This window comes from Arthrobacter livingstonensis (genome assembly GCF_003219815.1).
In the GTDB taxonomy this organism is placed as follows: Bacteria; Actinomycetota; Actinomycetes; order Actinomycetales; family Micrococcaceae; genus Specibacter; species Specibacter livingstonensis.
This window is the reverse complement of sequence record NZ_QJVD01000003.1, coordinates 26,131-47,796: the sequence shown is the minus strand read 5'-3', so window position 1 is coordinate 47,796 and position 21,666 is coordinate 26,131. Positions and strand designations below refer to the sequence as shown.

Genomic DNA, 21,666 nt, shown 5'->3' with positions numbered 1-21,666 from the left:
ACGACGATGTCCTCACCGCTGACCGTGTCACGTTCACTTAGCGAGGCGCCGTAGAAAACGCCCCGGCCCTCCAGGGGCACTGCCGGGCACGTCGAGGCTGCGGTAGGCGACGCCGCAGGCCAAGGATGATGGCGCCGCAGCTGATCGCGGAACCGTCCGCCAGTTCCATGCGGGGGTAGGGACCACTCAGGTCACGGCCCACCGTGGCGGTCGGCGCCAGCACGTCGACCTGAAACCGCCGCGCCTGGGTCACGGCCCGGCGGGCCAAATCGGACCCGGAGATGCCGGCCGGGAAGCCCAGGTAGTTCTCAATGCGTGAGGACTGGCCGGCCTGGCCGCCGGGGACGAGCTGTTCAACACAGACGGTTCGCAGCCCCGCGCTGGCCCCGTAGACGGCGGCCGCAAGGCCGGCGGGACCGGCCCCGACGATCGCCAGGTCGAATGGCTCGGCGTCGGCATGGGTCTTGTGGCCCAGCGCGGCAGCCAGGGTGGCGACGCCAGTGGCGTGCAGGGCGCTGCCGTTCGGGGTGATGACGAGTGGAAGGCCTTCGTCGCCGGCCGCCGCCAACAGCTGCCGGCCCTCCTCGCTGGCGTCGACGTCGAACCACTGCATGGGGATCTGGTTGCGCTGCAGGAAGTCGCGGATCTCGTGGGTGCCCGCCGACCACCGGCTGCCGACCACCCGGGTCACGGCGTAGCCCGGCTGGTTGTGGGCGTGCCAGTCCCCGAGGAGGTCGTCGATGACCGGGAACAGTCGTTCCTCCGACCGATCCCACGGTTTGAGGATGTAGTAGTCCAGGTGCAGCTCGTTGATCGCGCCGATGGCGACCTCCGTGTCTGCGTATGCCGTCAGCAGCACGGTGCGTGCGTCCGGGAACAGCTCCAGGGCCGTGGCGAGCACCTCGGTGCCGGTGACCTCGGGCATCCGCTGGTCGGAAACGACGACGGCGACCGGGTCACCGCGCAGCTTCAACTGGTTCAGCGTCTCGACCGCCTCGGCACCGCCGGAGGCCGTCAGCACGCGGTAGTGGCGCCCATACCGGCTGCGCAGGTCCCCCCGCACGGCGCTGAGCACGGCAGGGTCGGCGTCGGCGGCGAGGATGACCGGGCGTGGCGCGGTGGGTGCGTTCTCGATCACGGGTGGCTCCCGGGCTGCGCCTCATCCTGCGCGCGGTCCTGCGCCTCATCCTGCGCTTCACCCTGCACTTCACCCTGCGCTTCATCCTGGGCGCGGCCGGCATCCGGCCGTCTCGGCGGCAGCCATACCCGGAACACGGTGCGCCCGGGGGCCGACTGCACGTCGATGCGTCCGCCTGTGCCGCGGATCATGTTGAAGACGATGTTCAGACCCAGCCCCGTCCCCTGCCCGGGAGGCTTGGTCGTGAAGAACGGGTCGAACACCTTGCCCAGCACCTCCGGTGGGATTCCGTTGCCGTCATCCTCTATCTCGACGGCGACCCCGCCCTCTGCTGCCCGTGTCCGGATTCTCAGGTGGCCCGATCCGTTCATTGCATCGGCCGCGTTGTCGATGAGGCTGGTCCAGACCTGGTTCAGTTCGCTGCCCAGGGTCTCGATGTGCGGCACGCCGGGGCCGTAGTCGCGGAGCACCTCAATGCCGAGCTTGAGCTTGGATTGAAGCATGACAAGGGTGCCGTTGAGGCCCTCGTGGATGTCCACGTCCTGGACGGCTGCCCGGTCCATGTAGCTGTAGTCCTTGAGCGCAGCCACGATCTGCGAGATCCGCGCCGAACCGTGCCCGATCTGCGCAATGAGCCCGTACGCGGTGCGCGCCTGGGACAACGCCGTGATCGCGGTGCCGAGATGGCCCGGCTCGAAGGTCCCGGCGAGCGCGTCCAGGTCCACCGCCTCCATGCCCAGGTCGACGAGGGAGCCCGCGGCCTCCCATGAGTCGCCGAGCCCGTGCGCGGCGAGCCAGGCTTCGACATCCTCCTCGCGGTCGCCACGGCTGAGGGGGTCGAGCCGGTCGGCGTCCTTCGCCTGCGTCGCGGCGCGGTCGATGAGCTCGGCCAGCCGGTCAGCCTCGGCGGAGCTCTGTGCTGTGCGGGCCAGGGTGAGCAGGGCCGTGCAGGTCTTGGAAAAGTGTCCTCAAGGAGTGCCGCACCGCGCCGCGCAGCCGCGGCGGAATTGTTCAACTCGTGCGCCATGCCGGCGCTCAGACGCCCGAGCGTGGCCAGCTTCTCACTCTGGATGAGGGCAGCAGAGCGCTCTGCCACCTCATCCTCGAGCTGCCTATGGTAGGCGGCCTGCAGCGCTTCCGCCTGCTTGCGGTCGCTCACGTCCGGAAGAACGTGTGGGTGGCAACGTAGCGTCCTTCACTGAACCTGCCCGTCGCGTTCCCGTCAACCGGGAACGTGTGACCGTCCTTGGCGACGAAGGTAACCTCGACGCGGTCGAAAGACTTCCCGCTCATGATCTGGGCGATGAGAAGTGTGCAATGGTCGTGGTCAACGTCGTCGACGATGTCGAAAAGGGTCAGCGCGGGCAACTCCTCGGGCGTGTAGCCGAGGAGTTCGTGCCAGGCGCGGTTGACGAACTCGAAGTGACCGTCAGGGAGAATGCTCTGCACAATGTCGTGGGCGGATTCGATGAGGTCCAGGTAGCGCTGCTCGCTCTCACGCACATGGGCCTCGGCTTCGTGCCGGGGCGTCAGGTCGCTCGCGACGGCGCGGAAGGCCCGTTCCTCAGGCACTCCGACCGCCGTCCACTGCAGCCACCTGATTGACCCGTCCGCGGCCAGGAACCTGTTCTGGAAACGGACGACGCGGCACCCCCTTCGCGGGCGGCGTCAAGTTGCGCTTGGGTTGCGTCGGCGTCCTCTGCGTGGACCAACTCGATGAACGTCCGCGAGAGCAATTCCGTCTCGGTCCAGCCGAGCAGCGCCGCCCAGTCGCCGGAAATCTCCCGGAAAAGGCCGCCGATTCCGGCCACACAGGCAAGATCGGCGCTCAGATCCAAGAGGCGTGCCGGGACCGCGTGCGGCCACGAATCGATGCCAAGCCCATCTTGAGGCCTGGGGGCGCTCCTTCACGGAACCTCCGCCCGGCGGAGGGCAGGGGAGTTTTCTGCAATGTACACCCGTTTGTCAGTGACTGGGCCTGAGCCCCAAACTGAGCGAATCTTCTCGCCGGTGGGAAACAACCCCGGCCTGCTGGAAACGACGACTGCCGGCCGTCCCGTCGTCGGGGGAGGCCGGCAGTTTTCGTGCGCTTGACGTTAGTGCTGGGCGTCGTTGTCGGCCTTCTTGGCGGCCTTTTCGGCGTCCTTTTGGGCACGCAGGGCCTCGGCCTCGTGTTGTTCCTCGGCCTTCTCGTGGTGGATGACCTCCGCCAGGAGCTTCTCCATTTCCTTGGCCACGCCGGCCGCGGAGGCGGGGTTTTGGCCCGTCACCAGTCGTTCGTCAACGACGACTTTCTCCTCGAAGACGTCAGCGGACACGTGGGTGGCGCCCTGTTCCTCAAGCCGGTCCGCCAGGAAGAACGGGATGACTTTGTCCTTCCCCGCGGCAACCTCCTCGTCGTTGGTGAAGGCCGCCACCGTCCGGCCATTGACGAGGTGGATGCCATTGGCCAATTCGACGTTCACCAAGCCGGCCGGTCCGTGGCAGACTGCGCCCACCACGCCGCCGGCGTTGTAGACGCTGGCCACCAGTTTCTGCAGGCCTTCGCTGTCCGGGAAGTCCCACATGGCGCCGTGGCCTCCCACGAGGTAGACGGCGTCGTACTGTTCGGGATCAACGACGTCAACCCGGGCCGTGTTGTAGAGGCCGGCGCGCGTGGCCTCGTCCTGCGTGAAGGCAACCTGGATGGGATCTTCCGAGTCCACGTCGTCGCGCGGGGGTTGGCCGCCCTGGATGGAAGCGAAATCGACGAAATGTCCGGAATCCTTGAAAACCTTCCAGGGATGTGCGGCCTCGGCCACGTTGTAGCCGGTCTTCTCGCCCGTATCGCCGATCTCGGAAACGCTGGTCAATACCATGAGGATTTTCTTCATGAAATGCTCCTTTCGTCCAATGCCCACCCTAGGCGAATGCCTGACAAGCTGCCTAGCCATGACCCGAAGATCGCCTCAGTGCTGCCAGGAGCATTGCCCCTGAATGGGTGAAATCCACCGCCGCCGTTAACGATGCCCCGTGTGGGCGACTGACCTTGGCGTTGTAGTTCAGGCGACCTGGCTGTCGTGGTTCTCGCGGTTGGCGAGTACCTCATCCATGTGGGTCTCCGCCCATGACTTAAGGCCGCGGATCATTTGCTGCAGCGAGAGGCCGAGGTTGGTCAGTTCATAGGTGACCGTGACGGGGACCGTCGGAGTTGCGGTGCGGGTGACGAGTCCGTCGTGTTCCAAGGCACGCAGAGTCTGGGTGAGCATTTTCGGGCTGATGCCGGCCAAGGTGCGGGCAAGCTCTGAATAGCGCATCGCCCCTGGCTCAGCCACGCATGCAGGGCCGCTCCCGAGCGCGGCCAGTATCAGCGTCACCCATTTATCGGAGATTCGATCGAGCAGTTTTTGGCTGGGGCACACCGCCAGGAAGGCATCGTATTTCGCCTTGCTCTCGGCCTTCTTCTGAGCTGCCGTCATGGTTGCCATCGATGGCTCCTCCCACCCGTGGGTGACTAACGCACCTGAAGGTGCATACTTCCCAGCGGGAAGTTACCTCCTTAGAGTAAAGCAAGGAGCCGGTAGGCACCACCCTCAATTCCGTATGAAAGGCAGACTCTTGACGACAATCACCACCCCGCTTCCCGGCGGGACCGGGAAACTCGGCGACCTCGCCGTCTCACGTTTCGGCTACGGCGCCATGCAACTTGCCGGCCCCTGGGTCATGGGCCCACCGGCGGACCGGGACGCTGCAATTGCAGTGCTCCGCGAAGCCGTCGAACTCGGAATCACGCACATCGACACGAGCGACGCCTACGGGCCGCGCATCACCAACAGCATCATCCGCGAAGCGCTGCACCCGTATCCCAAATCTCTGCACATCGTCACCAAGGTTGGGGCGAACCGTGACGCGCAGGGCGGCTGGCCCACGGCCCGCCGGCCTGAAGACCTGCGCCGCCAAGTCCAGGAGAACCTCCAAGCCCTCGGCCTCGAGAGGCTTGACCTGGTCAACCTTCGGCTCGGCAACGCCGACGGGCCCGTGCCCGGCCCGATCACCGAGTCGTTCGAGGCCCTCGTCGAACTCCAGAAGGAGGGCCTGGTCCAGCACCTCGGCGTGAGCAACGCGACGGCGGAACAGGTCGCGGAGGCCATCACAATTGCACCGATCGTGTGCGTGCAGAACATGTACAACCTCGCCTTCCGTCATGACGACGAACTGATCGACATGCTCGCGCGGGAGGGGATCGCCTACGTACCCTTCTTCCCGCTCGGCGGCTTCAGCCCGCTGCAGTCCGATGCGCTCTCCGCCATTGCCTCGCGTTTGGACGCGACGCCGATGTCGGTCGCCCTGGCATGGCTGTTGCAGCGCTCGCCCAACATCTTGCTGATTCCCGGCACATCGTCGGCCGCGCACCTGCGCGAGAACGCTGCAGGGGCCGGGCTCTCGCTCTCGACAGGGGACGTCGCCGAACTAGACAAGATCGGCCGCTAACTGACCAGATACTTGTACAGGACGTGCGTTCGGGTGAAGGCAGTATCCGAATGCGGCGTCGTGACCCGGTGCCATCCACCGAGTGGGATCAAGACTGCAAGCCAGAGTGGATGGCGCTGTCCCCCGAAGTGGCCCACCGAGTCGGGACATAGAGATTGTCACTGCAGGCGCTCCAGGTCAAACAGCACCGAAACAGCACCGAAACAGCCGACAATTCACCAGCCTTACGGGGCTGCAAAACGGCGCCCAAGGTGAGGGTCGACATTGAACCTATTTCGGACTGGCAATCCAGGAAAACCGTAGATACTTCGCCCCAGTTCGAATACACTTGCTACCTCTGCCTTGATGAGCCCGTACACGAACTTCTCCTCCAGTAGTGCGGGTATCGCCCTGTAACCACTCATGAGCGGCTGCTCGCCGCAGCGGCCGAAGTCAATCGCTTGGGCGTCCTGCTGACCCGGTCGGTGGACAATCTCCGCCTGTTCAACGAGTGCGCGGCTGCAGACATTGAGAATGAGCACGAGGAAGAGCGTGTCACCGCATACAACATCCGCCCCGTTCCTCAACGTCCACTGGAGGCCCACGAAATTCCTTTGATTGAGGCTCCTCACCGCCGGCGCTGGCCGCGCTGAAACCAGTTCAGCGTGCCCCGTTCCTGCCTGCCCTCGACCATTCATGGGGGCGCCCGTCTCCAGCAAGCAGCACGGACTGGCTCTCACGCAGCTCCCGCCGCCACCAAATCCGTGACCAACCTCCACGAGAGAGCTTGAGACGGGGTGACTTCAGCAGCAGTAACGATCAAGTACTTGGCTCGGTCTTCACCAACCCTGCGGACCAGCCTTTCTAGCCCTATCCGAGGATAGATATTCCCTAACTTCGAGGGCGTTTTCTCGATTGCGCATCACCCGCGGCCAACACCAAGTCGCAGGCTGCCGCAATCTGCCACCCCCTCCATGCAGATACCCCAGACCAAGGCGACAGTTGGCTTGCGAACTGCCGCGATGGCCGCGTCGGCTCGACTCAGTCGGTCGACGGGCCCCCTCGTTCGCTGAGCCCGTGGAACAAGACTGCGTCGAGTCCGTCAGGGGCCACCTCCCGCTCGTGGATGTCCTGACGGGTGCAGTATCCTGTCTTTGTGCTCGTCTCGATCTTCCCAGAGATCATCACGTGACTGCCCAGCCTGTTGTACTAGATCAACAAATTCGTCGCCCTGGAGGCTTTTGCCGTGCAAGCCATCACGTTCGATCTGTTCAGTGCGCTAACGGATGCTCGTACGGGCGGAGCCGAAATGTTCGGTATTTGGGCGCGACAACGCTCTTGGCCAGTCACCGGAAGGCAGGTCTACGACGCTTGGGACCAGTTCAACAAGTCGGCCCAAGCCGAGGTCGTCGGCTGGGTCTCATACGCCACCCTTGCCCAACAAGCACTGAAAAGCACCTACCTCAAGCTCGACCTTTGTGGAAACGTGGCGACGGATACCAGTACGTTACTGGATTCGCAGGCCAATTGGCCGCTGTGGCCCGACACTGAAAGTGGGATAAAGAGGATCTCTGCGCGGAAGCGAGTCGGAATCCTATCGAACGTCGATGACACTCTCGCGGTCCGTACGCGCGCTGCCGCGCTGTTTTCCCCTGATCTCATGCTCACGTCACAGCGACTTGGAGCCTATAAACCCGATCCAAAAATCTACGAACGTGCCAAGGAGGCGTGTGGCGGCGACCTCCTACACGTCGCGACGTCGGCACGCGATGTACGCGGCGCCTTAGAGGCGGGGATCGAAGTCGTGCGCCTGCTGCGCCCCGGGCATCACCTGGATCCCAACGGACCGAAACCGTCGCAGGAGGTGGCCAGTCTACTCGAGCTGGCCGATGCGTTGGGGTGCTGATCAGGTCTACTCGTCGAATCCGAGCAGCATTGCAAGGCTGATGCCAGCGATTCCGTTCAAAGTAGGTAGCGACCGGGCAACACCGGGGACAGTGCCACGCTCGCGTGCCCACCCGTGATTTTCAAGGATTCGAGCCGCCAAAACAGGCGACCTTCGCTTGCACGGCTCGCGCCAGACCCTGACCTTGACCCATAAGATGGCACCCACCTATATTGCCGAGCAGAGCCAAGGGGTTGTTCACGTTCGCAGCGACGCGATTCGGCCCCACACTAAGAAGACCCCAGTAGCTCAACAAGGAAACCAGTCTGTCTATGCTGCTTGACAACCGGCTTCGAGACGGCCGACAAACAGCGAAACGACTTCACTCATCGGCTCCCCGAACCACTTCCCGGCCTAGCCTCCCGTTGCTCAGGTGCGCCACATCGCTTACCGTGCGGATGTGCTCGCCCATCGCTTCACCCGTGCCACTCGTTCTGGGTGCGATCTAGCGGCCCCTTCTCATCCTGGTCACGCCGGAACGCCTACCACCGGTCGGGTAGTGCGCCTTTTCGGCTCCCGTCCTGCAGGTGGATCGCACCGGTGCGGACGGGCGAGCAGAACGATGAGTACCTCCGCGCAAGCAACCATGACGGCACTGCGCAGCTCGACCCAGTCATAGAGCCGCAGCACCCACCGTTTTACGCAACCGCCATCCGCACACACGTCATCCAACACAATGGTCACCCGAAGATTAGCTACCGTGAAATCTCTGACCACCAGAGCCGTGAAGACGGGAGCACCTAAAACAGCCTCTGGTCCCGGCACCCCAACTCAGGCTGCAAATTGACTCTGACGAAAAACCCGCAGATTCCATCTCACTGGAATCGTAAGTCGGACTTGCTTTCGATACTTCAAATCTACGTGCACCCTCCGGCAACGGCCGCGTGGCACCCCGCCACAAACGTCAGCGAGCACCAAGGTAAACTGCTTCACTCTCGTGCAAAGCTGGTCACCTTCCAAAGGCCCATGCAACAATTTCTGCATGACAGCGCGCCTCTACAATCTCTCCTCTTCATGGACATTTCGCAGCCGCCGGCAAGAAGTTTGGGGGCGTGATTGCCGATCCGGACATGGCGTGGCCGGTTTGGTGGCCGGGGTGCACCTATGCCAAGCCGCTGGAGCGATCGCCACAGGCCGGCACGTCAAAGGACGAACTGCTTCTGGCAACGACCGCCAACCTCAAATTCAAGGCATCGCTGGGCTACACCCTTGCGGTTTCCCACCACCCGACCCACGTTGAAAACCCGCGAGAAGTCATCTTTGACGCCGGTGGCGACCTGGCCGGCGAGGGCCGCGTGGTCCTCACATCCATCGACAACGGCCACACCCGGATGGATATTGAGTGGCGCGTTCGGCCGACCAGTCGTTGGATAAACTTCCTCAGCCCGGTGGCGGCACCAGCATTCACCTATGCCCACGCCGCCCCGATGCGCCGCGGAGAGTCAGGACTCCGCGACGCCTTGGCCCGGCGGAACGCAAGCAAAAACCAGTAGAGTTGCCCAAAAACTCTGGTCAGCCGCATCGAGTCGACTTAGCATGAATTACACAGCGGTTCTCGACAACCGCTGAAGGCAAGTCGATGGTTCTCACGTATGAATCTCTGCCAGCACCACAAAGTGAAGTCCGTCGCCAAAGCAAGCACCCTGGCGGCCACCACGCAGAACTCACTGGCGCATGCCCCAATGCCGGCGGCCCACCAGCTAAGTGCCCCCATGAGCAAGAAAGCAGCCGTGCCATAGCTCGGGTTACGGCCCCTGCAGTGAATAACCGGAAGATCCGCCACGACGCCCGGGCTGCAAATCGCCAGCTGGTTCTCGGCGCACACCCGGACCTGCACGCCATCCAGTCCTGGATCGAAGCCAAACATGGCCGCCCCATCGTCATCATCGAACAGGCTACTCTGCGCGGAGACGACCTCTGCGGATGGTGGGTTCTCCATGAAGGAATCAACGTTGTCCTGCATGCCCCTGTCCGCTCAACATGGCACCTGCAACAAATCGTCCTCCACGAATTCGCCCACCTGATTCTGGGCCACCAGATCACTGCGACATCGCTTGAATAACCCGACGAAGAGGAACATGGGTGTGGAATCCTGCCAGGCCATGGGCAGGCCATCGTGCGCGTTTGCCGCCCCGGGGCCCCGGGTCACTATCGCAATGCGCGGGAGCTGGTTCATCTTCCCGTCCGCCCCGGCCACGTGGCTGGCACCGCCTTCCTGACGGCAGAAGGTGGTTTCACTCGATGAACCGTGCAGGCCGTCCAGCACCTCCAGCACCTCCAGCTAGCTTTCCCCGGGGACCACGTGGACCCGTTGTTCTCCGGGGCTACGAGTGAATCCACGATGACGTGGCCGGCGGAGGGTACGGCGGGCGCACTGGTGTTGGCGGAAGGCGTGTCGCGGGCGGCTCTTTTCAGCGATTTCCTTTTTTGCGCCCGCGGCGGTGGCGGCGACGCTCAGTGACGCCATGGTGTTTCCATTTCTACGAGTTATCGGACGCGTGGATGCATTCGGCGTTTTCGGGCCTAGAGCGCGGCTGCGTCTTCGAGATTTTTGCCCTTGGTTTCCGGTGCCATGAAGTAGCTGGCACCTGCACCGATCAGGGCGATGCCTGCGGCGATCCACATGGTTCCGGAGAGCCCCAGATGGGTGAGCGCCAAAGGGGTGGCGAAGGTGCCGATGGCTGCACCGATGCGGCTGGTTCCGGTGCAGAGCCCGACGGCGGTGGCCCGGACCTTCGTGGGGAACAATTCGTTGGGGTAGATCCATTCCAGGATCGACGGGCCGCCGTTGAAGATGGCGTAGAAAGCGAAGGCCAGGGCAATCAAGCCTAACGGCGCGGTGGGGAAGAGGGCCAGGAAGAGCAGCCCCACGCCGGAGAGGACGAACCCCCAGATGAGGACGGGGCGGCGCCCAAGCTTGTCGACGACAAGGAGCGCGGCAACGTTGCCGACCAGGAAGAACAAGTTGATCAATCCGTAGCCAATGTTGGCTGCGTCGCCGGACTCTAGATGGAACAGTGCCAGGATTTGGGGGCCGAAGGCGTAGATCGAGAACAGGGTCACGATGGTGCAGGTCCAAAAGATGGAGATGAAGATGACACGGTTGAGGTAGCCGCCGGTGAGGACCATCTTGAATGCCTGTTTAGTGCTGAGCTTCACGGCGTTGGGGTCGTGGGCGGTGATCCCTTCCAGGGTTGCCCCTTCACCGATGGTCTTCTTCAAGATGACAAGGGCCTCCTCGTGGCGGCCTTTCCCGACGAGCCAGTGCGGGGATTCCGGGATCGTGGCCCTGGCGATGAGGATCAGGACGGCCGGTACGGCGGAGGAGAGGAGCATCCAGCGCCAGCCATCGGGCAGTGACAGCAGCCAGTAGCCGACAAAGGCGGCCACGGTGGCCCCGACGAACCACATGGCGTTCAAGCCGCCGAGCAGGCGGGCCCGCCAATTTGCCGGCACGAATTCGGCAACCAGGGCGGTGGCGATCGGGTAATCGGCCCCGACGGCGATGCCGATGAGCAGGCGCAGGGTGAACAACTGCCAGGGCTCGTTGACCCAGAACTGGGCAACCGAGAACACGATGATCGCGATCAGGTCGATCGTGTACATGAGCTTGCGACCGATTTTGTCGGTGATGTTGCCAAAGACCAGACCGCCGATGAAGACACCGATCAGAGCCGAGGCGCCAATGAGCCCGTTCCACCACTCATTCATTTGCCATTGGGGAATGATCTGGACCAAGGCGATGCCGATAATGGCCAGGATGTAGCCGTCCAGGAACGGCCCGCCTGAGCTGAAGAGTGTCAGGCGCTTGTGGAAGGAGTTCAGCGGTGCCGTATCGATGGTGAGTTGGGCGGTAGGCGCTGGAACAGGGGTAGGGGTAGGGGCATGGGCATGGGCATGGGCATGGGCATGGGAGATCATGGTGGCTCCGATCTGGGCTAAGGGAAAGCGACGGTGGTTGCCCAACAGATCCGCGACCGTAGGTCGGTTAGGCTGTTGAGGCTGCGACGGCATCGATTTCGATGCGCTTTTCTCCGCGGAAGCGGGCAACCTGCACCGTGGTCCTGGGAGGCAATGGATGGCCGCTGAGCCTTGTGAGATAGGCGGCGTTGTAGTCCTCGAACTCGTCCAGGTCTGCGAGGAAGACGGTGAGTTTGAGGAGGCTGGAAAGGTCTGAACGTGCTGCCAGCAGGGCTTTTTCCAGGTTATCGAAGGCCTGGTCCACCTGTCCGGCAATATCTGTCGGGGTTGAACCGTCAGCACGGGTGGGCACCTGGCCGCAGAGAAAGATGATGTTGTTGACGGTGGCCGTGGCAGAGTAGGGGCGGGGTTTTCCGTCCATGAACTGGGTGCGCTGGATCTGGTTCACTGGTCCGCCATCAGGTAGTTCCGGGAGAGTTGGTACATGCGAAGCCACTCTGGTCCACTTACTTTCAGGGGATTTTGGGCGATGTTCGGATTCAGCTGCTCCAGTACGGCGGTGCCTGGAAGGACCACAACCACCGTGTTCTCGCCCTTGGAGTGCGGGAGCAGCGAGGCAGCCATGGCCGCGCTGGGAGGCTGGTTCGATGCGGTGACGGCACCGTTGTGGATGCTGAGGTAGTCCGTTCCGGCTGCGGTGGTCACGGCGACGATGATGGTGCGGTGCAGGTTTGCACTGCGCCGGAGGATGAGGTCATTCCACAGTTCCCGGGGAATGCCGGCAACGGTGGTGCGGCTGAGTCGGACGTCGTCGACTCCCCCGCTCACAGCGAGATCGATCAGTTCCAGTGCCGAACGCAGAGCCGGCTGGTCCGGACAGTCGAGTTCGTGGACGGTGACGCCTTCCCACGTTGTGGATCGGGTGGCGGCGGCCCGCGCGGGCTGCGCCCAGTCCGCCGCGAGGAGCTGTTCCAAGAGCTCCAGGCCCTTGTGCGCTTCGACTTCTGCGCGCAGTACGGCCAGTCCGCCCTCGCGTGCCTCGGCCGGGTCGGCCCCCGCCGCGCACAAGGCACGGAAGGCTGATTCGGTTATTTCCCGCGGCTGGACGTCGACGACGGCGATCGTCGTGCCGCTGTCAGAGGCACCGGTGGCGGTGGTGATGTTCTCAGACATGCGCGTTCTCCTTGGTGTTGTCCATGACGCTGTTATCCATGACCTCGGCGAACAGGCGGCTGAAATTGCCGCCCAGCACCGCGGCGATGGTGTCATCGGGGAGGCCGGCAGAGACCAGCCCGTCGGTAAGCTGGGGGAAATCTTCGGGCCCGGTGAACCAGTTCGGCCAGGCGGGCCAGCGTGGGGAATCTTCCGGGGCGGTGGGCTGCCACCGTCCGTTGCGAAGCCAGCCGACAAACTCGTGGTCCCACCCGCGGGTGCAGTCGCTGCCCAGCCCCACATGGGAGGGGCCGTAGAGGTCCACCATGCGTAATACCATGGCGGCGAAGCTCTCCACCGTGACGTGTTCACCGCCGCTGACGGTGGGGTAGAGGCAGCAGCCAATCACTCCCCCGCGGTCCACGAGGGGTTGGATGACGTCGTGCGGCTTGTTGCGGGGTGTGTCAAAGAACCACAGCGGGTTTGAATGCGTGATTGACACCGGGACCGTGGAGGCTTCGATGGCATCGCGGCTGGTCCGGTAGCCAACATGGGAAAGGTCGATCAACATCCCCACGCGGTTCATTTCCGAGACCACCACTCGCCCGTACCGGGTAAGTCCGGAGTCCTCGGCTTCAAAGCAGCCCCCGCCGAGCAGGTTCTGGTTGTTGTAGGTCAGTTGGGCGATCCGCACGCCCAGGCGGTGAAAGAGTTCCACGTAGCGGTAGTCGTCCTCGAAGGGGCTGGTGTTTTGGAAGCCGAGGAAAACGGCGATCTTGTTTTCCGCCTTCGCCCGGGCAATGTCGTCGCCGCTGCTGGCTAGGAAGAAGAGGTCCTGGTTGCGGTTGGCCAGTTCAAGCCATTGGGCGATGGAACGGATGGTTTCCGCTGCGTTCTCCCACACCGCACAGGTGGCGTTGACGGCGCTCACGCCGCCGGTGCGCAGTTCTTCAAGGACCGGACGGCTCCAGTTGCTGATCTGCAGCCCGTCAACCAACGTGGCTTCATTGTGCACGTTCATTTGCTCTCTCCTTCAGGCGCCAGCGGAAACAGCCAGTCGTCATCGTCTTGTCCGCTCATGACCTCGGCAACCCGTGGGGCTCCGCTGAACAAGGTGACGCGCACCCAGTCTGTGGACTGCGGACTGAAATTGTTCATCCCGTAGGTGGCCAATTGGAAACGCTGGGTGCTCAGCGGCAGGAATTTTCCGTCCACCAGGTTGTCCTGCAGATCCCCGTACTGGTAACCCCGGGTTTGCTGGATCCTTTCGGCAGCGAATCGGTGGTTGGGATGGGCCAACAGGAATTCAGCCACGCTTGCCTCGGCACTGAAACCGCCCAAATCCCCGGCCAGTGCGTTGACCCGGCGTGCCACGTCAGTGCAGTGTTCCACCGTGCCCTGGGCCAGCTTGGAGCGTTGTTCGCGGCGTGGTTCCTCGCTGTCCGCTGAGGTGTACCAGTAGTAGCTGGAGCAGTCAGCAGCAGTGAAATCGTAACTTTGCGTCCAGGCATAGTTTTGCGTCAGCAGGGCGCTCAATTCGTCACAGCGCATGGCGGGGTTGAACGCCGTCGGGGCTGCGACGGTGAGCAGGGCGTCAGCTTCGGCGTCGAAATCGCTCCGCAGTTCAATGACGATGGAAGCGAAAAGACCCCGGGCTTCCGGGCTCAGTCCGGCCGCGTGTTCGTGTAGGCGGGCCAGCACGGGTTCGGCTGTTCCGCCGGAGGTGCGGAAGTCCTGCAGTTCGCGCAGTAGTTGGCCAAGTTGGGGCCGGATGGAGCTGGTAGACAGGAATGGCACCGTCTTGAGATCAGCCTTCTCGGCCAGGTGCTGGTCCGCCCGTTCCAGCAGCTCGGCAATGCGGGCCAAGTCGGGGTGCTCCGGCGCGTAATCGGCGGCGAGCCCTGCTGCCAGCGGGAGTTCGCGGAGCCTGCACCATGCGTCCAGGTAGCCGGGGTGGTTGACCAGGAACGGGACCATGCCCAGCCCGGTCGCGTTGCCCAACCCAAAGTAGCGGCCCCAAGCGGCGTCCAGCGGAACTGCCACGGTTCCGGCGGCGTGGGCTTTGGCCCGGGCCACGTGCTCCACCAGGTCCATGCTGAGTTCGCGCATCAGCCAGGCGGTCAGCATTTGTGAACGGTAGGGAACGGCCAAGGGGTGGCCGGCCGGGAAGGCGGAGAGTTCCTTGAGTCCAAACTTGCCATTGCCGTAAAACGCGGTGCTGCGAATCAGGTAGGGGCTGGGGCCGATCGTGGCAACGTCAGGCTGGGTGCCGGCAGCCAGGCAGTCACTGACGTAGTCAAAAAAGCGGGCGCTGCGGTTGGCCCGGGTCATGATGACCGTTTCCGGGTCCGTGCGGCCTTGCTCCTGGACGGTGACGTTGCGCCGCAGTTCCGTCTCCCGCTCAGGGGTCAGTTCACCTTCGAGGAGGGCTGCGGTGACGTCCCAGGCGCTCGCAATGACCCGGTCAGTGCGTTCGCTTTCTTCCAGCGCCTGGCAGAAAGCGATGAACTTCAGTTCGTGGCCTTCCACGTCAACGGTGAAGACCACTGTTCCACGGCCCAGCTCATCCAGCTCCAAGCGGTTCTTGGACACCGTCCAGTGGTGGGAGGCCGCGCGGCGGAGCAAGGTACGGGCAAAGCTGTGGCGTGTGCCCCACGCGCCGTTCATGTCGGAGCCGCAAAGCACTGCGCTGGGACTGCGCAGCTCAAAACGGGTTTTTTCGTCAATGAGGCTCATGATCATGCCTTCTTCGGTGCCAGGCGCAGGTAAGCGGTCTTCTCGTGAGTGAAGAAGGTGGCCGCGGCTGCGCTGTTTTGTTCGCGGGGGCCGGCGAAGGTGGAGTCCTTCATGCCACCGAACGGCGCGTGGAGTTCGGAGCCGGTGGTGGGTGCGTTGACCTTGACCAGGCCAGCCTGCAGCTGGGCCACGCAGCGGCGGATGGAACGTTCGTCGCTGCTGAAGACCGCTGCGGTGAGTCCAAACGCCGTGTTGTTGGCCAGCTCGATGCCTTCTTCCAGGGTGTCTGCGTACAGGACGGTGGTGACCGGTCCAAAGACTTCTTCCTGGCAGATGGCCATGGAGCGGGGCCCGGTCAGCACGGTGGGGGCTACGTAGCTGCCCTCGCCGTCCGGCAGGACAGCCTGGGCCAGGATTTCGCCGCCGTCGGCCAGTGCCTGATCGATGGCGGCGTTGATTTCCGCACGGGCCGACGGCGAGACGACCGGGCCGATCTGGACCGAGGCATCCATGCCTGGGCCCACGATCAGCGCTGACACCTTGTCCTTGACTCGTGCGAGGAAGTCTTCGTGGCCGTCGCCGACCAGGATCACGCGGCGGGTGGCGGTGCACTTCTGACCGGTTGAGCCCATGGCGGCGTTGACCACGGCGGTTGCGGCGAGTTCGGGATCAGCGTCGGGAAGGACCAGCGTGGCATTGTGTCCACCAAGTTCAAGCTGCAGCTTGGCGCCACGGCCGCAAACAATCCCGCGGATGTGGTGGCCAACGGGGACGGAACCGGTGAAAGTCACCCCGCCCACCAGGGGGTTGGCGACCAGCTCGGAACCGAGGGCGCCTGGGCCGAGGATCAAGTTCACCACACCTGCAGGAACGCCGACTGCCGCCAGGGCCTCCATGAGGAGGACGGAAACGCCGGGGGTGTTGCTTGCCGATTTCCACACCACAGTATTTCCGTGCAGGATGGCCGGGGCGATCTTCCATGCCGGAATTTGCAAGGGGAAGTTCCACGGGGTGATCACCCCAACCACACCAAGGGGTCGGCGAACGGTCAGGATCCGCTCCTCCGGGTGGCTGGAGGGGAATTCAGTGCCGATGGGGTTGCGGGCTGAGGCGCCGTGGTAGTCGAAGGTATCCGCGGAGGCGTCCACCTCCATCCGGGATTCTGCGAGCGTCTTGCCGTGTTCGGCGGTCATGACGGCGGCGATGTCCTCGGCGCGGTCCCGGATGGCGGCCGCGGCGGCAACCAGGACCCGGCCGCGGGCAAGAATTCCCAGCCCGTCCCAGGCTGCGGAGGCAGCGGAAGCAGCGCCAATCGCCTGCTCCAGTTCCGCTGCGCTGGCCTGGTGATAGCTGGTCACGACCTGGTCCGGCGCTGCGGGGTTGTACCGGGAGACAAAATCCCCCGACCCCTCAACCCAGGATCCATCGATGTAGCTGCTTACGGGCTTGGTCATTACGGTCATTGTCAATCCTCTGTTACGTTCACTGCTGTGATTTCTCTCACCTGTAACGCTAGATGTTTTGCTCAGTGTAAGGAAATATCTATTGGACGCGGTTCAATATCCATTTAGTCTTGATGGTATGAACCTGAGACGCCTTGAACTCTTTGTGGCCGTGGCCGAGGAACTGCACTTTAGCCGGGCCGCCCAGCGCCTCCACATGGCCCAACCGCCGTTAAGCCAGCAGATCCGCAAGCTGGAGGAGGAGTGCAAGGTGGCCTTGTTCGTGCGCAATTCGCGCAACGTTGAACTGACCTCCGAGGGGGAGGTGCTGCTGGAACACGCACGCAAGGTTCTGGCCCAATACGCCGTCATGGAGTCTGCTCTGTTACATGCCAGGAACGGCGAGCTGGGCCGCCTACGGCTCGGCTTTGTCTCCTCAGCAGCCATTCACCTGGTGCCAGGCCTGGTCCGACACATGCACTCAACGTGGCCAGGCATCGATCTTCAACTGCGCGAGGAGACCACGGATGTGCAGCTGGAGCTCATTGCAGCCGGCACCCTCGACGCAGGGATCGCCCGGGAAGTGCGAACAGTCCACGGCATCAGCGCCACTGTGATCATGCACGAACCCCTGGTGGTCGCGGTCGCCGCAGACCACCGGCTGGCCGCGCGCGCCACCGTCTCGCTGAAGGATCTGCACGGCGAGGCCTTCATTGCCTTCCCGCGAAGCCGCATTTCGTCCCTTTTCGACCACATTTCCTCCCTCCTGCATGCGGTGGGCGTGGACTTTGACATCGCCCAGGAAGCTGTCCAGTTCCCCACCATCCTCGGCCTGGTCGCTGCCCACCTGGGCATCGCGGTGGTCCCGGAGTCGATGCGTGCATTTGCCATCCCCGGACTGGTGTATCTGAACATCGAGGACGCCAACGCCACTTCAACGATTAGCTTGATCTACGCCACGGACACCTCAAGCTCCCTGCTGGTGGCAAGGATCAAGGAGGCGTTCGACGCCATGGGCTCGTGAGCGGGGGCCATGGCGCTTCGATCGCAGAGCCACTTAGAACGTAGAGCCACTTCGATCGCAGAGCGAGCGTTGACGTACGACGGCGGTCACGGACTTGCCCGGCAGTGGATGTCTCCTTAGTGGACAGAAAGGAGACATCCGCGGCCGATCATCGTCAGCTCGTCACGTACCTGGGCTTATTCCTGAATTTGATGGATGATCGGCAGGCAACCATGGGCGGGGATTTCCCGCGTGCTTTCTGGCGCCAGTGCGATTTTCTCACCACCGCGCAGCGGAAGCACACGGGCCGCCGTGGGGATTGTGGCGAGGGCGGTGTTGTTCAGGCGCCGTTGGCCATTGTGATGAATAACCTGGAGCGCTTGCTCGGTTTTATTCACGATCAGCCAGGCTTCGCCGTTATTCAAGGGCCTGGACCACACATCTACCTCGGGCATCGGTTGTGTCCGGACCGCGGCTTGGCCAAGGACGTCCTGGTCAATGGCGAGCAGGGGCTCGTTGGTGATTAGTTTCTGGACAGATTCGGTCATGGTGCGGGGGTCATGACCGGCCATCAACGGCGCAGCGAAGAAACACCACAGTGCGAAGTGGGTTGCTTCTTCTTCCGCAGTCAGGCCGGGGTTGCCGGCTTGGAGCATGTCAGGGTCATTCCAGTTGTGTGGTCTTGAGAATTGGGCAAGGTGCGCCTGGGTGTCGGCGATCGCCATGACCGAGGCCCAGTTCCGTTCAATGTCCACGGTGGTACGCCACATGTGCCCCTAGTCGCCTGCACACGTCCAGGGCTGTGTGCGGCCATATTCAGAGATGGAATAGACGATCGGCCAGCCGGTACTTTCCAACGCCAAAGCCATGCGGTCAAAGGCTTCAGGGTAGCGCAGGCCGGCGTTGTCCTCGTCGGCTTCGCACCAGACGTACGTGAGGAAATCCACACCCCAGTCGGCGAACGTTTGGGTGTCTAGTTCTTCTCGGCCAAAAGAGCCCAGGCCACGGCCGGGGTAGCGGTCGTAGAGCATGGCACAGGTTTTGCGACCCGGTGAGGCGTACAAGCCGAACTTAAAGCCTCGGGCTTTGAGTTCGGCTCCCAAGGCTGCCATCCCGGAGGGAAAGCGTTGTGGATGGGAGCGCAGGCGCCCGTCGGCGCCTCGGCTGTGTGCTTGCCAGCAGTCGTCGATGACGAACGTGTCGTAACCGGCCGCTTGCATGCCGCTGGTAACGAGGACATCGGCGACGTCGAGGAGCTTTTGCTCGCTGATGTCATAACACCGGAAGGAATTCCAGCTGTTCCAGCCCATGGGCGGAACCGGGGCAATGAGGGGCTTTTCCTGGGCTGCAAGGGACGCTGTTGCAGCGTTGCCGTCTCGATGGTGAGGTCCTTGTTATTTTTCGAAGAGCGAGTTTACTCTGCGCGTTCTGCGCGTAGTTGCCGCTTGAGGAGCTTGCCCGACTGATTGCGGGGAAGTTCCGCGACGAAGTCCACGCGTTTGGGCGCCTTGTAGTCTGCGAGCCGGCTCTTGACATGGGCCCGCACGGCTTCTGCGGTCAAGGAGGTGCCTTCCTTCAGGACGACAACGGCGGTGATGGCCTCGATCCACAAATCGTCAGCGATTCCGACCACGGCTACTTCTGCGACCTCGGACAGTTCGTAAATGCAGTCCTCGACCTCTCGGGGTGCAACGTTCACTCCCCCGGTATTGATCACGTCCTTGATCCGGTCTACGACTTGGATGTAGCCCTGCGAATCCTGGGTGACTTGATCTCCCGAGCGGAACCATCCATCGGCAAAGGCCTCGGCGGTGGCCTCGGGCTTGTTCCAGTATCCGGCCAGCAGCTGAGGGGATCGGTACTGAATCTCCCCGGACTCCCCGGGGGAAGCTATTATGCCCTCCGTGGTCACCACGCGTGCTTCAACGAAGAAGACCGGACGGCCGCAGGAAGCTGGACGGGTTTCGTGTTCCTCGGGGCGAAGTACTGTGCACAGTGGGCCCAGCTCGGACTGGCCAAAGCAGTTGTAGAAGCCAATCTGGGGGTATCGAGAACGCAGCCGCTGCAGCACCGTGACGGGCATGATGGAGGCGCCGTATTGGGCTTTGGTCAGCGAGGACAAGTCCCGTGCGGCGAGATCCGGATGGTTGCTCAAGGGCACCCAGACCGTAGGTGCCAAGAAAAGTGAGCCGATGCGTTCCTTTTCGACCAGGCTCAGAATCTTTCCGACGTCGGGGCGGGCGATCAATCGAACGGTGGCGCCGAGTGAAAGGTAGGGCAGCATGAAGACATGCATTCCGGCCGAGTGGTACAGCGGCATGGCGACGAGCGGTCGGTCATCGGCTGTGAGATCCAGCGCGATGATGGAAGATATGTATTCCGCAATCAATGCTGCGTGGGTCATCATCGCACCCTTGGGTGCCGAGGTGGTGCCAGACGTATAGAGAAGCTGGAGGAGAGCGTGCTCGCCCACGGCGATCTCGACAGGGCCGGCGTCGTCGTCGTCGTTCAGGGCGGTTTCCAAGAGTGAAGGTTCGCTTGAGTCACTTCCGGGGAACATGGACCACAACTGCTCGACCGCTGGGGCCTGAGCTGAAGACCGCAACTCGTCCACGAGCGGCAGCAGCTCGGGATCAGCCACCACCAGGCTGGCGCCCGAGTCGTTGAGCAGGTAGCTGAGTTCGCCGCCTTTCAAGGCAAAGTTCACAGGTACGTGGACCAGTCCGGTCTTGGCGCAGGCAAGGAAGAGTAGTAGATAGGCGTCGGAATTTGCGCCATACGCAGCGATCCGAGTCCCTTGGGAAAGGCCAAGGCCCATGAGGCGGCGTGCGATTCGATCGACGCCTTTCTCGAGCTGGGCATAGGTCCAGCGGCGGTCTTCGAACAGCACGGCGTTCATGGGACCGTTGCGTGAGACGGTCCGGCGTAAGAGCGCGCCGACCGTGTCAGCACGGCCTGCGCTGGGCGAGCCAGTGACGGGGGCGTCGGGCGTCGCGGAGGATGCGTTCATGGTGTTCCTGTTCCTTTCGAAAATGCGATGGACCACGGCCTAGAGACGTTCGATAGTGGCTGGCACAGAGTTGGTGAACAATCTGATACCTTCAACCTGCCATATACTCCCGACAAATCAATGCAACACCTGCGATGGAGTGAAATCCAGCAGATCCATGTGCGGAGCGCTCCTGCCAAGACGCTATCGCTGCACCTCATGCACAAGGATCCGTCCATGTATGGCCGATTCCGCCACGACCACCTGACCGACGAGATCTATAGTCGTACGTCGAGCCAAAACTAAATCAGCGCACCGTCTATACGCCGACTCGGCGCCAAGACTCACAAGTCGGATGTCAATCAAACCTTGGTCAGAGCCAAGCATGATGAACAGTCCCTAACAAGGGATTGAGAGCCTCCACACAAGGAGCCACAGCTGGAGAGTCGGTAGCACCCATCGCACCGCCGGAGACTGACGAGTCTCCATTTTCGGAGGAACCGAGCCGCCTGAGGACCCTTAAAAAAACAGCGGAAACTAGCGGTAAATAATGAAAATGGAGAGTCAATCTGGAGAGTTTGTGGAGCGTTAAGGACGAATGGCCCCTTTCGGGGCCATTCAAACTATCGAAATCCCCGTCATTCCGGGCTTGCTAGGCCCTGTCGGATTCGAACCGACAACACACGCTTGTAGGCTCTAGGGTCGGTTCACACTTGCCATCTGTGGGTTTTAGGCCTTGTTCCAGTGGTACAGCTGCAACAATGATAGCTACTACGTTGCTGTTGTTTTTCCTTCAAACCGGTAGGTTTCAGGTGACTCGGTCGGAAGTGGCACACCAGTATTGAGCGGACCGACTCACGGGGCAAATTTCCTTTGATTGGTCTCCAGCTG

The 21,666-nt window shown here is 62.7% G+C and carries 19 protein-coding genes and 2 pseudogenes; 5 read left to right on the top strand and 16 right to left on the bottom strand.

Annotation, left to right across the window (positions count from 1 at the left end):
* Window positions 1-37: 37 nt before the first annotated feature.
* From CVV68_RS03780 to CVV68_RS03750, 6 genes are all read right to left on the bottom strand, one after another.
* Window positions 38-1,138 carry a response regulator gene (locus CVV68_RS03780; RefSeq protein ID WP_245933317.1) on the bottom strand — a complete coding sequence of 367 codons (1,101 nt, stop codon included), beginning with the start codon at window positions 1,136-1,138 and terminating at the stop codon, window positions 38-40.
* On the bottom strand, window positions 1,135-1,863 hold the full coding sequence (locus CVV68_RS03775; protein WP_211320712.1) for a sensor histidine kinase: 729 nt from the start codon (window positions 1,861-1,863) through the stop codon (window positions 1,135-1,137). Before CVV68_RS03775 ends, CVV68_RS03780 begins: the two co-directional genes overlap by 4 nt.
* A 430-nt stretch (window positions 1,864-2,293) precedes the next feature.
* On the bottom strand, window positions 2,294-2,710 hold the full coding sequence (locus CVV68_RS03765; protein ID WP_170133077.1) for a PAS domain-containing protein: 417 nt from the start codon (window positions 2,708-2,710) through the stop codon (window positions 2,294-2,296).
* Entirely contained in the window at window positions 2,668-2,976 is a 309-nt protein-coding gene (locus CVV68_RS24865) for a PAS domain S-box protein (protein ID WP_170133076.1), read from the bottom strand. The genes CVV68_RS03765 and CVV68_RS24865 overlap by 43 nt, the downstream gene beginning before the upstream one ends.
* A gap of 258 nt (window positions 2,977-3,234) precedes the next feature.
* Window positions 3,235-4,011, bottom strand: coding sequence for a type 1 glutamine amidotransferase domain-containing protein (locus tag CVV68_RS03755; protein WP_110499683.1), 777 nt, complete (start codon window positions 4,009-4,011; stop codon window positions 3,235-3,237).
* Window positions 4,012-4,179: 168 nt separating this feature from the next.
* Window positions 4,180-4,605, bottom strand: coding sequence for a winged helix-turn-helix transcriptional regulator (locus tag CVV68_RS03750; protein ID WP_110499682.1), 426 nt, complete (start codon window positions 4,603-4,605; stop codon window positions 4,180-4,182).
* Between the two features lie 139 nt (window positions 4,606-4,744).
* On the opposite strand from CVV68_RS03750, the gene CVV68_RS03745 reads away from it, so the two are divergent.
* Window positions 4,745-5,608 carry an aldo/keto reductase family oxidoreductase gene (locus CVV68_RS03745; protein ID WP_281268268.1) on the top strand — a complete coding sequence of 288 codons (864 nt, stop codon included), beginning with the start codon at window positions 4,745-4,747 and terminating at the stop codon, window positions 5,606-5,608.
* A gap of 224 nt (window positions 5,609-5,832) precedes the next feature.
* Here CVV68_RS03745 and CVV68_RS03740 read toward each other — a convergent pair whose 3' ends face one another.
* Window positions 5,833-6,192: a hypothetical protein gene (locus CVV68_RS03740; RefSeq protein WP_110499681.1), complete on the bottom strand. Its 360-nt coding sequence runs from the start codon at window positions 6,190-6,192 to the stop codon at window positions 5,833-5,835.
* Between the two features lie 641 nt (window positions 6,193-6,833).
* Here CVV68_RS03740 and CVV68_RS03735 point away from each other — a divergent pair.
* From CVV68_RS03735 to CVV68_RS23360, 3 genes are all read left to right on the top strand, one after another.
* Window positions 6,834-7,493, top strand: a complete 660-nt coding sequence (locus CVV68_RS03735; protein WP_110499680.1) for an HAD-IA family hydrolase — start codon at window positions 6,834-6,836, stop codon at window positions 7,491-7,493.
* A gap of 1,091 nt (window positions 7,494-8,584) precedes the next feature.
* Window positions 8,585-9,025, top strand: coding sequence for an SRPBCC family protein (locus CVV68_RS03725; RefSeq protein WP_110499678.1), 441 nt, complete (start codon window positions 8,585-8,587; stop codon window positions 9,023-9,025).
* Between the two features lie 266 nt (window positions 9,026-9,291).
* Window positions 9,292-9,594 carry a hypothetical protein gene (locus tag CVV68_RS23360; protein ID WP_170133075.1) on the top strand — a complete coding sequence of 101 codons (303 nt, stop codon included), beginning with the start codon at window positions 9,292-9,294 and terminating at the stop codon, window positions 9,592-9,594.
* Here CVV68_RS23360 and CVV68_RS03715 read toward each other — a convergent pair.
* The 7 genes and pseudogenes from CVV68_RS03715 to CVV68_RS03685 all read right to left on the bottom strand — a co-directional run.
* A pseudogene (locus CVV68_RS03715) lies at window positions 9,571-9,947 on the bottom strand (thiamine pyrophosphate-binding protein); the annotation flags it as partial. The gene CVV68_RS23360 and the pseudogene CVV68_RS03715 overlap by 24 nt on opposite strands.
* A gap of 108 nt (window positions 9,948-10,055) precedes the next feature.
* On the bottom strand, window positions 10,056-11,453 hold the full coding sequence (locus CVV68_RS03710; protein WP_110499676.1) for an MFS transporter: 1,398 nt from the start codon (window positions 11,451-11,453) through the stop codon (window positions 10,056-10,058).
* A 67-nt stretch (window positions 11,454-11,520) separates the two neighbouring features.
* Window positions 11,521-11,901, bottom strand: coding sequence for a RidA family protein (locus CVV68_RS03705; RefSeq protein ID WP_245933316.1), 381 nt, complete (start codon window positions 11,899-11,901; stop codon window positions 11,521-11,523).
* Window positions 11,898-12,626, bottom strand: a complete 729-nt coding sequence (locus tag CVV68_RS03700) for a hypothetical protein (protein ID WP_110499675.1) — start codon at window positions 12,624-12,626, stop codon at window positions 11,898-11,900. Before CVV68_RS03700 ends, CVV68_RS03705 begins: the two co-directional genes overlap by 4 nt.
* Complete coding sequence (locus CVV68_RS03695) at window positions 12,619-13,626, bottom strand: dipeptidase (protein ID WP_110499674.1); 1,008 nt, start codon at window positions 13,624-13,626, stop codon at window positions 12,619-12,621. Before CVV68_RS03695 ends, CVV68_RS03700 begins: the two co-directional genes overlap by 8 nt.
* On the bottom strand, window positions 13,623-15,341 hold the full coding sequence (locus CVV68_RS03690) for a hypothetical protein (RefSeq protein WP_211320710.1): 1,719 nt from the start codon (window positions 15,339-15,341) through the stop codon (window positions 13,623-13,625). The genes CVV68_RS03695 and CVV68_RS03690 overlap by 4 nt, the downstream gene beginning before the upstream one ends.
* A 2-nt stretch (window positions 15,342-15,343) precedes the next feature.
* Complete coding sequence (locus CVV68_RS03685; RefSeq protein ID WP_211320709.1) at window positions 15,344-16,795, bottom strand: aldehyde dehydrogenase family protein; 1,452 nt, start codon at window positions 16,793-16,795, stop codon at window positions 15,344-15,346.
* A 127-nt stretch (window positions 16,796-16,922) separates the two neighbouring features.
* Here CVV68_RS03685 and CVV68_RS03680 point away from each other — a divergent pair, with 127 nt between their 5' ends.
* On the top strand, window positions 16,923-17,807 hold the full coding sequence (locus tag CVV68_RS03680) for a LysR family transcriptional regulator (protein WP_110499671.1): 885 nt from the start codon (window positions 16,923-16,925) through the stop codon (window positions 17,805-17,807).
* A gap of 176 nt (window positions 17,808-17,983) precedes the next feature.
* On the opposite strand, the pseudogene CVV68_RS24120 reads toward CVV68_RS03680, so the two are convergent.
* Both CVV68_RS24120 and CVV68_RS03665 read right to left on the bottom strand, forming a co-directional pair.
* Window positions 17,984-19,096 (bottom strand): annotated as a pseudogene (locus CVV68_RS24120) (glycoside hydrolase family 27 protein).
* A 104-nt stretch (window positions 19,097-19,200) separates the two neighbouring features.
* Window positions 19,201-20,796 carry a fatty acyl-CoA synthetase gene (locus CVV68_RS03665; RefSeq protein WP_110499668.1) on the bottom strand — a complete coding sequence of 532 codons (1,596 nt, stop codon included), beginning with the start codon at window positions 20,794-20,796 and terminating at the stop codon, window positions 19,201-19,203.
* Window positions 20,797-21,666 lie beyond the last annotated feature (870 nt).

Bases quoted from the DNA above. Each gene is read 5' to 3' on its own strand.
- CVV68_RS03755 (WP_110499683.1), bottom strand. From the start codon at position 4,011: ATGAAGAAAATCCTCATGGTATTGACCAGCGTTTCCGAGATCGGCGAT.
- CVV68_RS03750 (WP_110499682.1), bottom strand. From the start codon at position 4,605: ATGGCAACCATGACGGCAGCTCAGAAGAAGGCCGAGAGCAAGGCGAAA.
- CVV68_RS03710 (WP_110499676.1), bottom strand. From the start codon at position 11,453: ATGATCTCCCATGCCCATGCCCATGCCCATGCCCATGCCCCTACCCCT.
- CVV68_RS03700 (WP_110499675.1), bottom strand. From the start codon at position 12,626: ATGTCTGAGAACATCACCACCGCCACCGGTGCCTCTGACAGCGGCACG.
- CVV68_RS03695 (WP_110499674.1), bottom strand. From the start codon at position 13,626: ATGAACGTGCACAATGAAGCCACGTTGGTTGACGGGCTGCAGATCAGC.
- CVV68_RS03690 (WP_211320710.1), bottom strand. From the start codon at position 15,341: ATGAGCCTCATTGACGAAAAAACCCGTTTTGAGCTGCGCAGTCCCAGC.
- CVV68_RS03685 (WP_211320709.1), bottom strand. From the start codon at position 16,795: ATGACCAAGCCCGTAAGCAGCTACATCGATGGATCCTGGGTTGAGGGG.
- CVV68_RS03680 (WP_110499671.1), top strand. From the start codon at position 16,923: ATGAACCTGAGACGCCTTGAACTCTTTGTGGCCGTGGCCGAGGAACTG.
- CVV68_RS03665 (WP_110499668.1), bottom strand. From the start codon at position 20,796: ATGAACGCATCCTCCGCGACGCCCGACGCCCCCGTCACTGGCTCGCCC.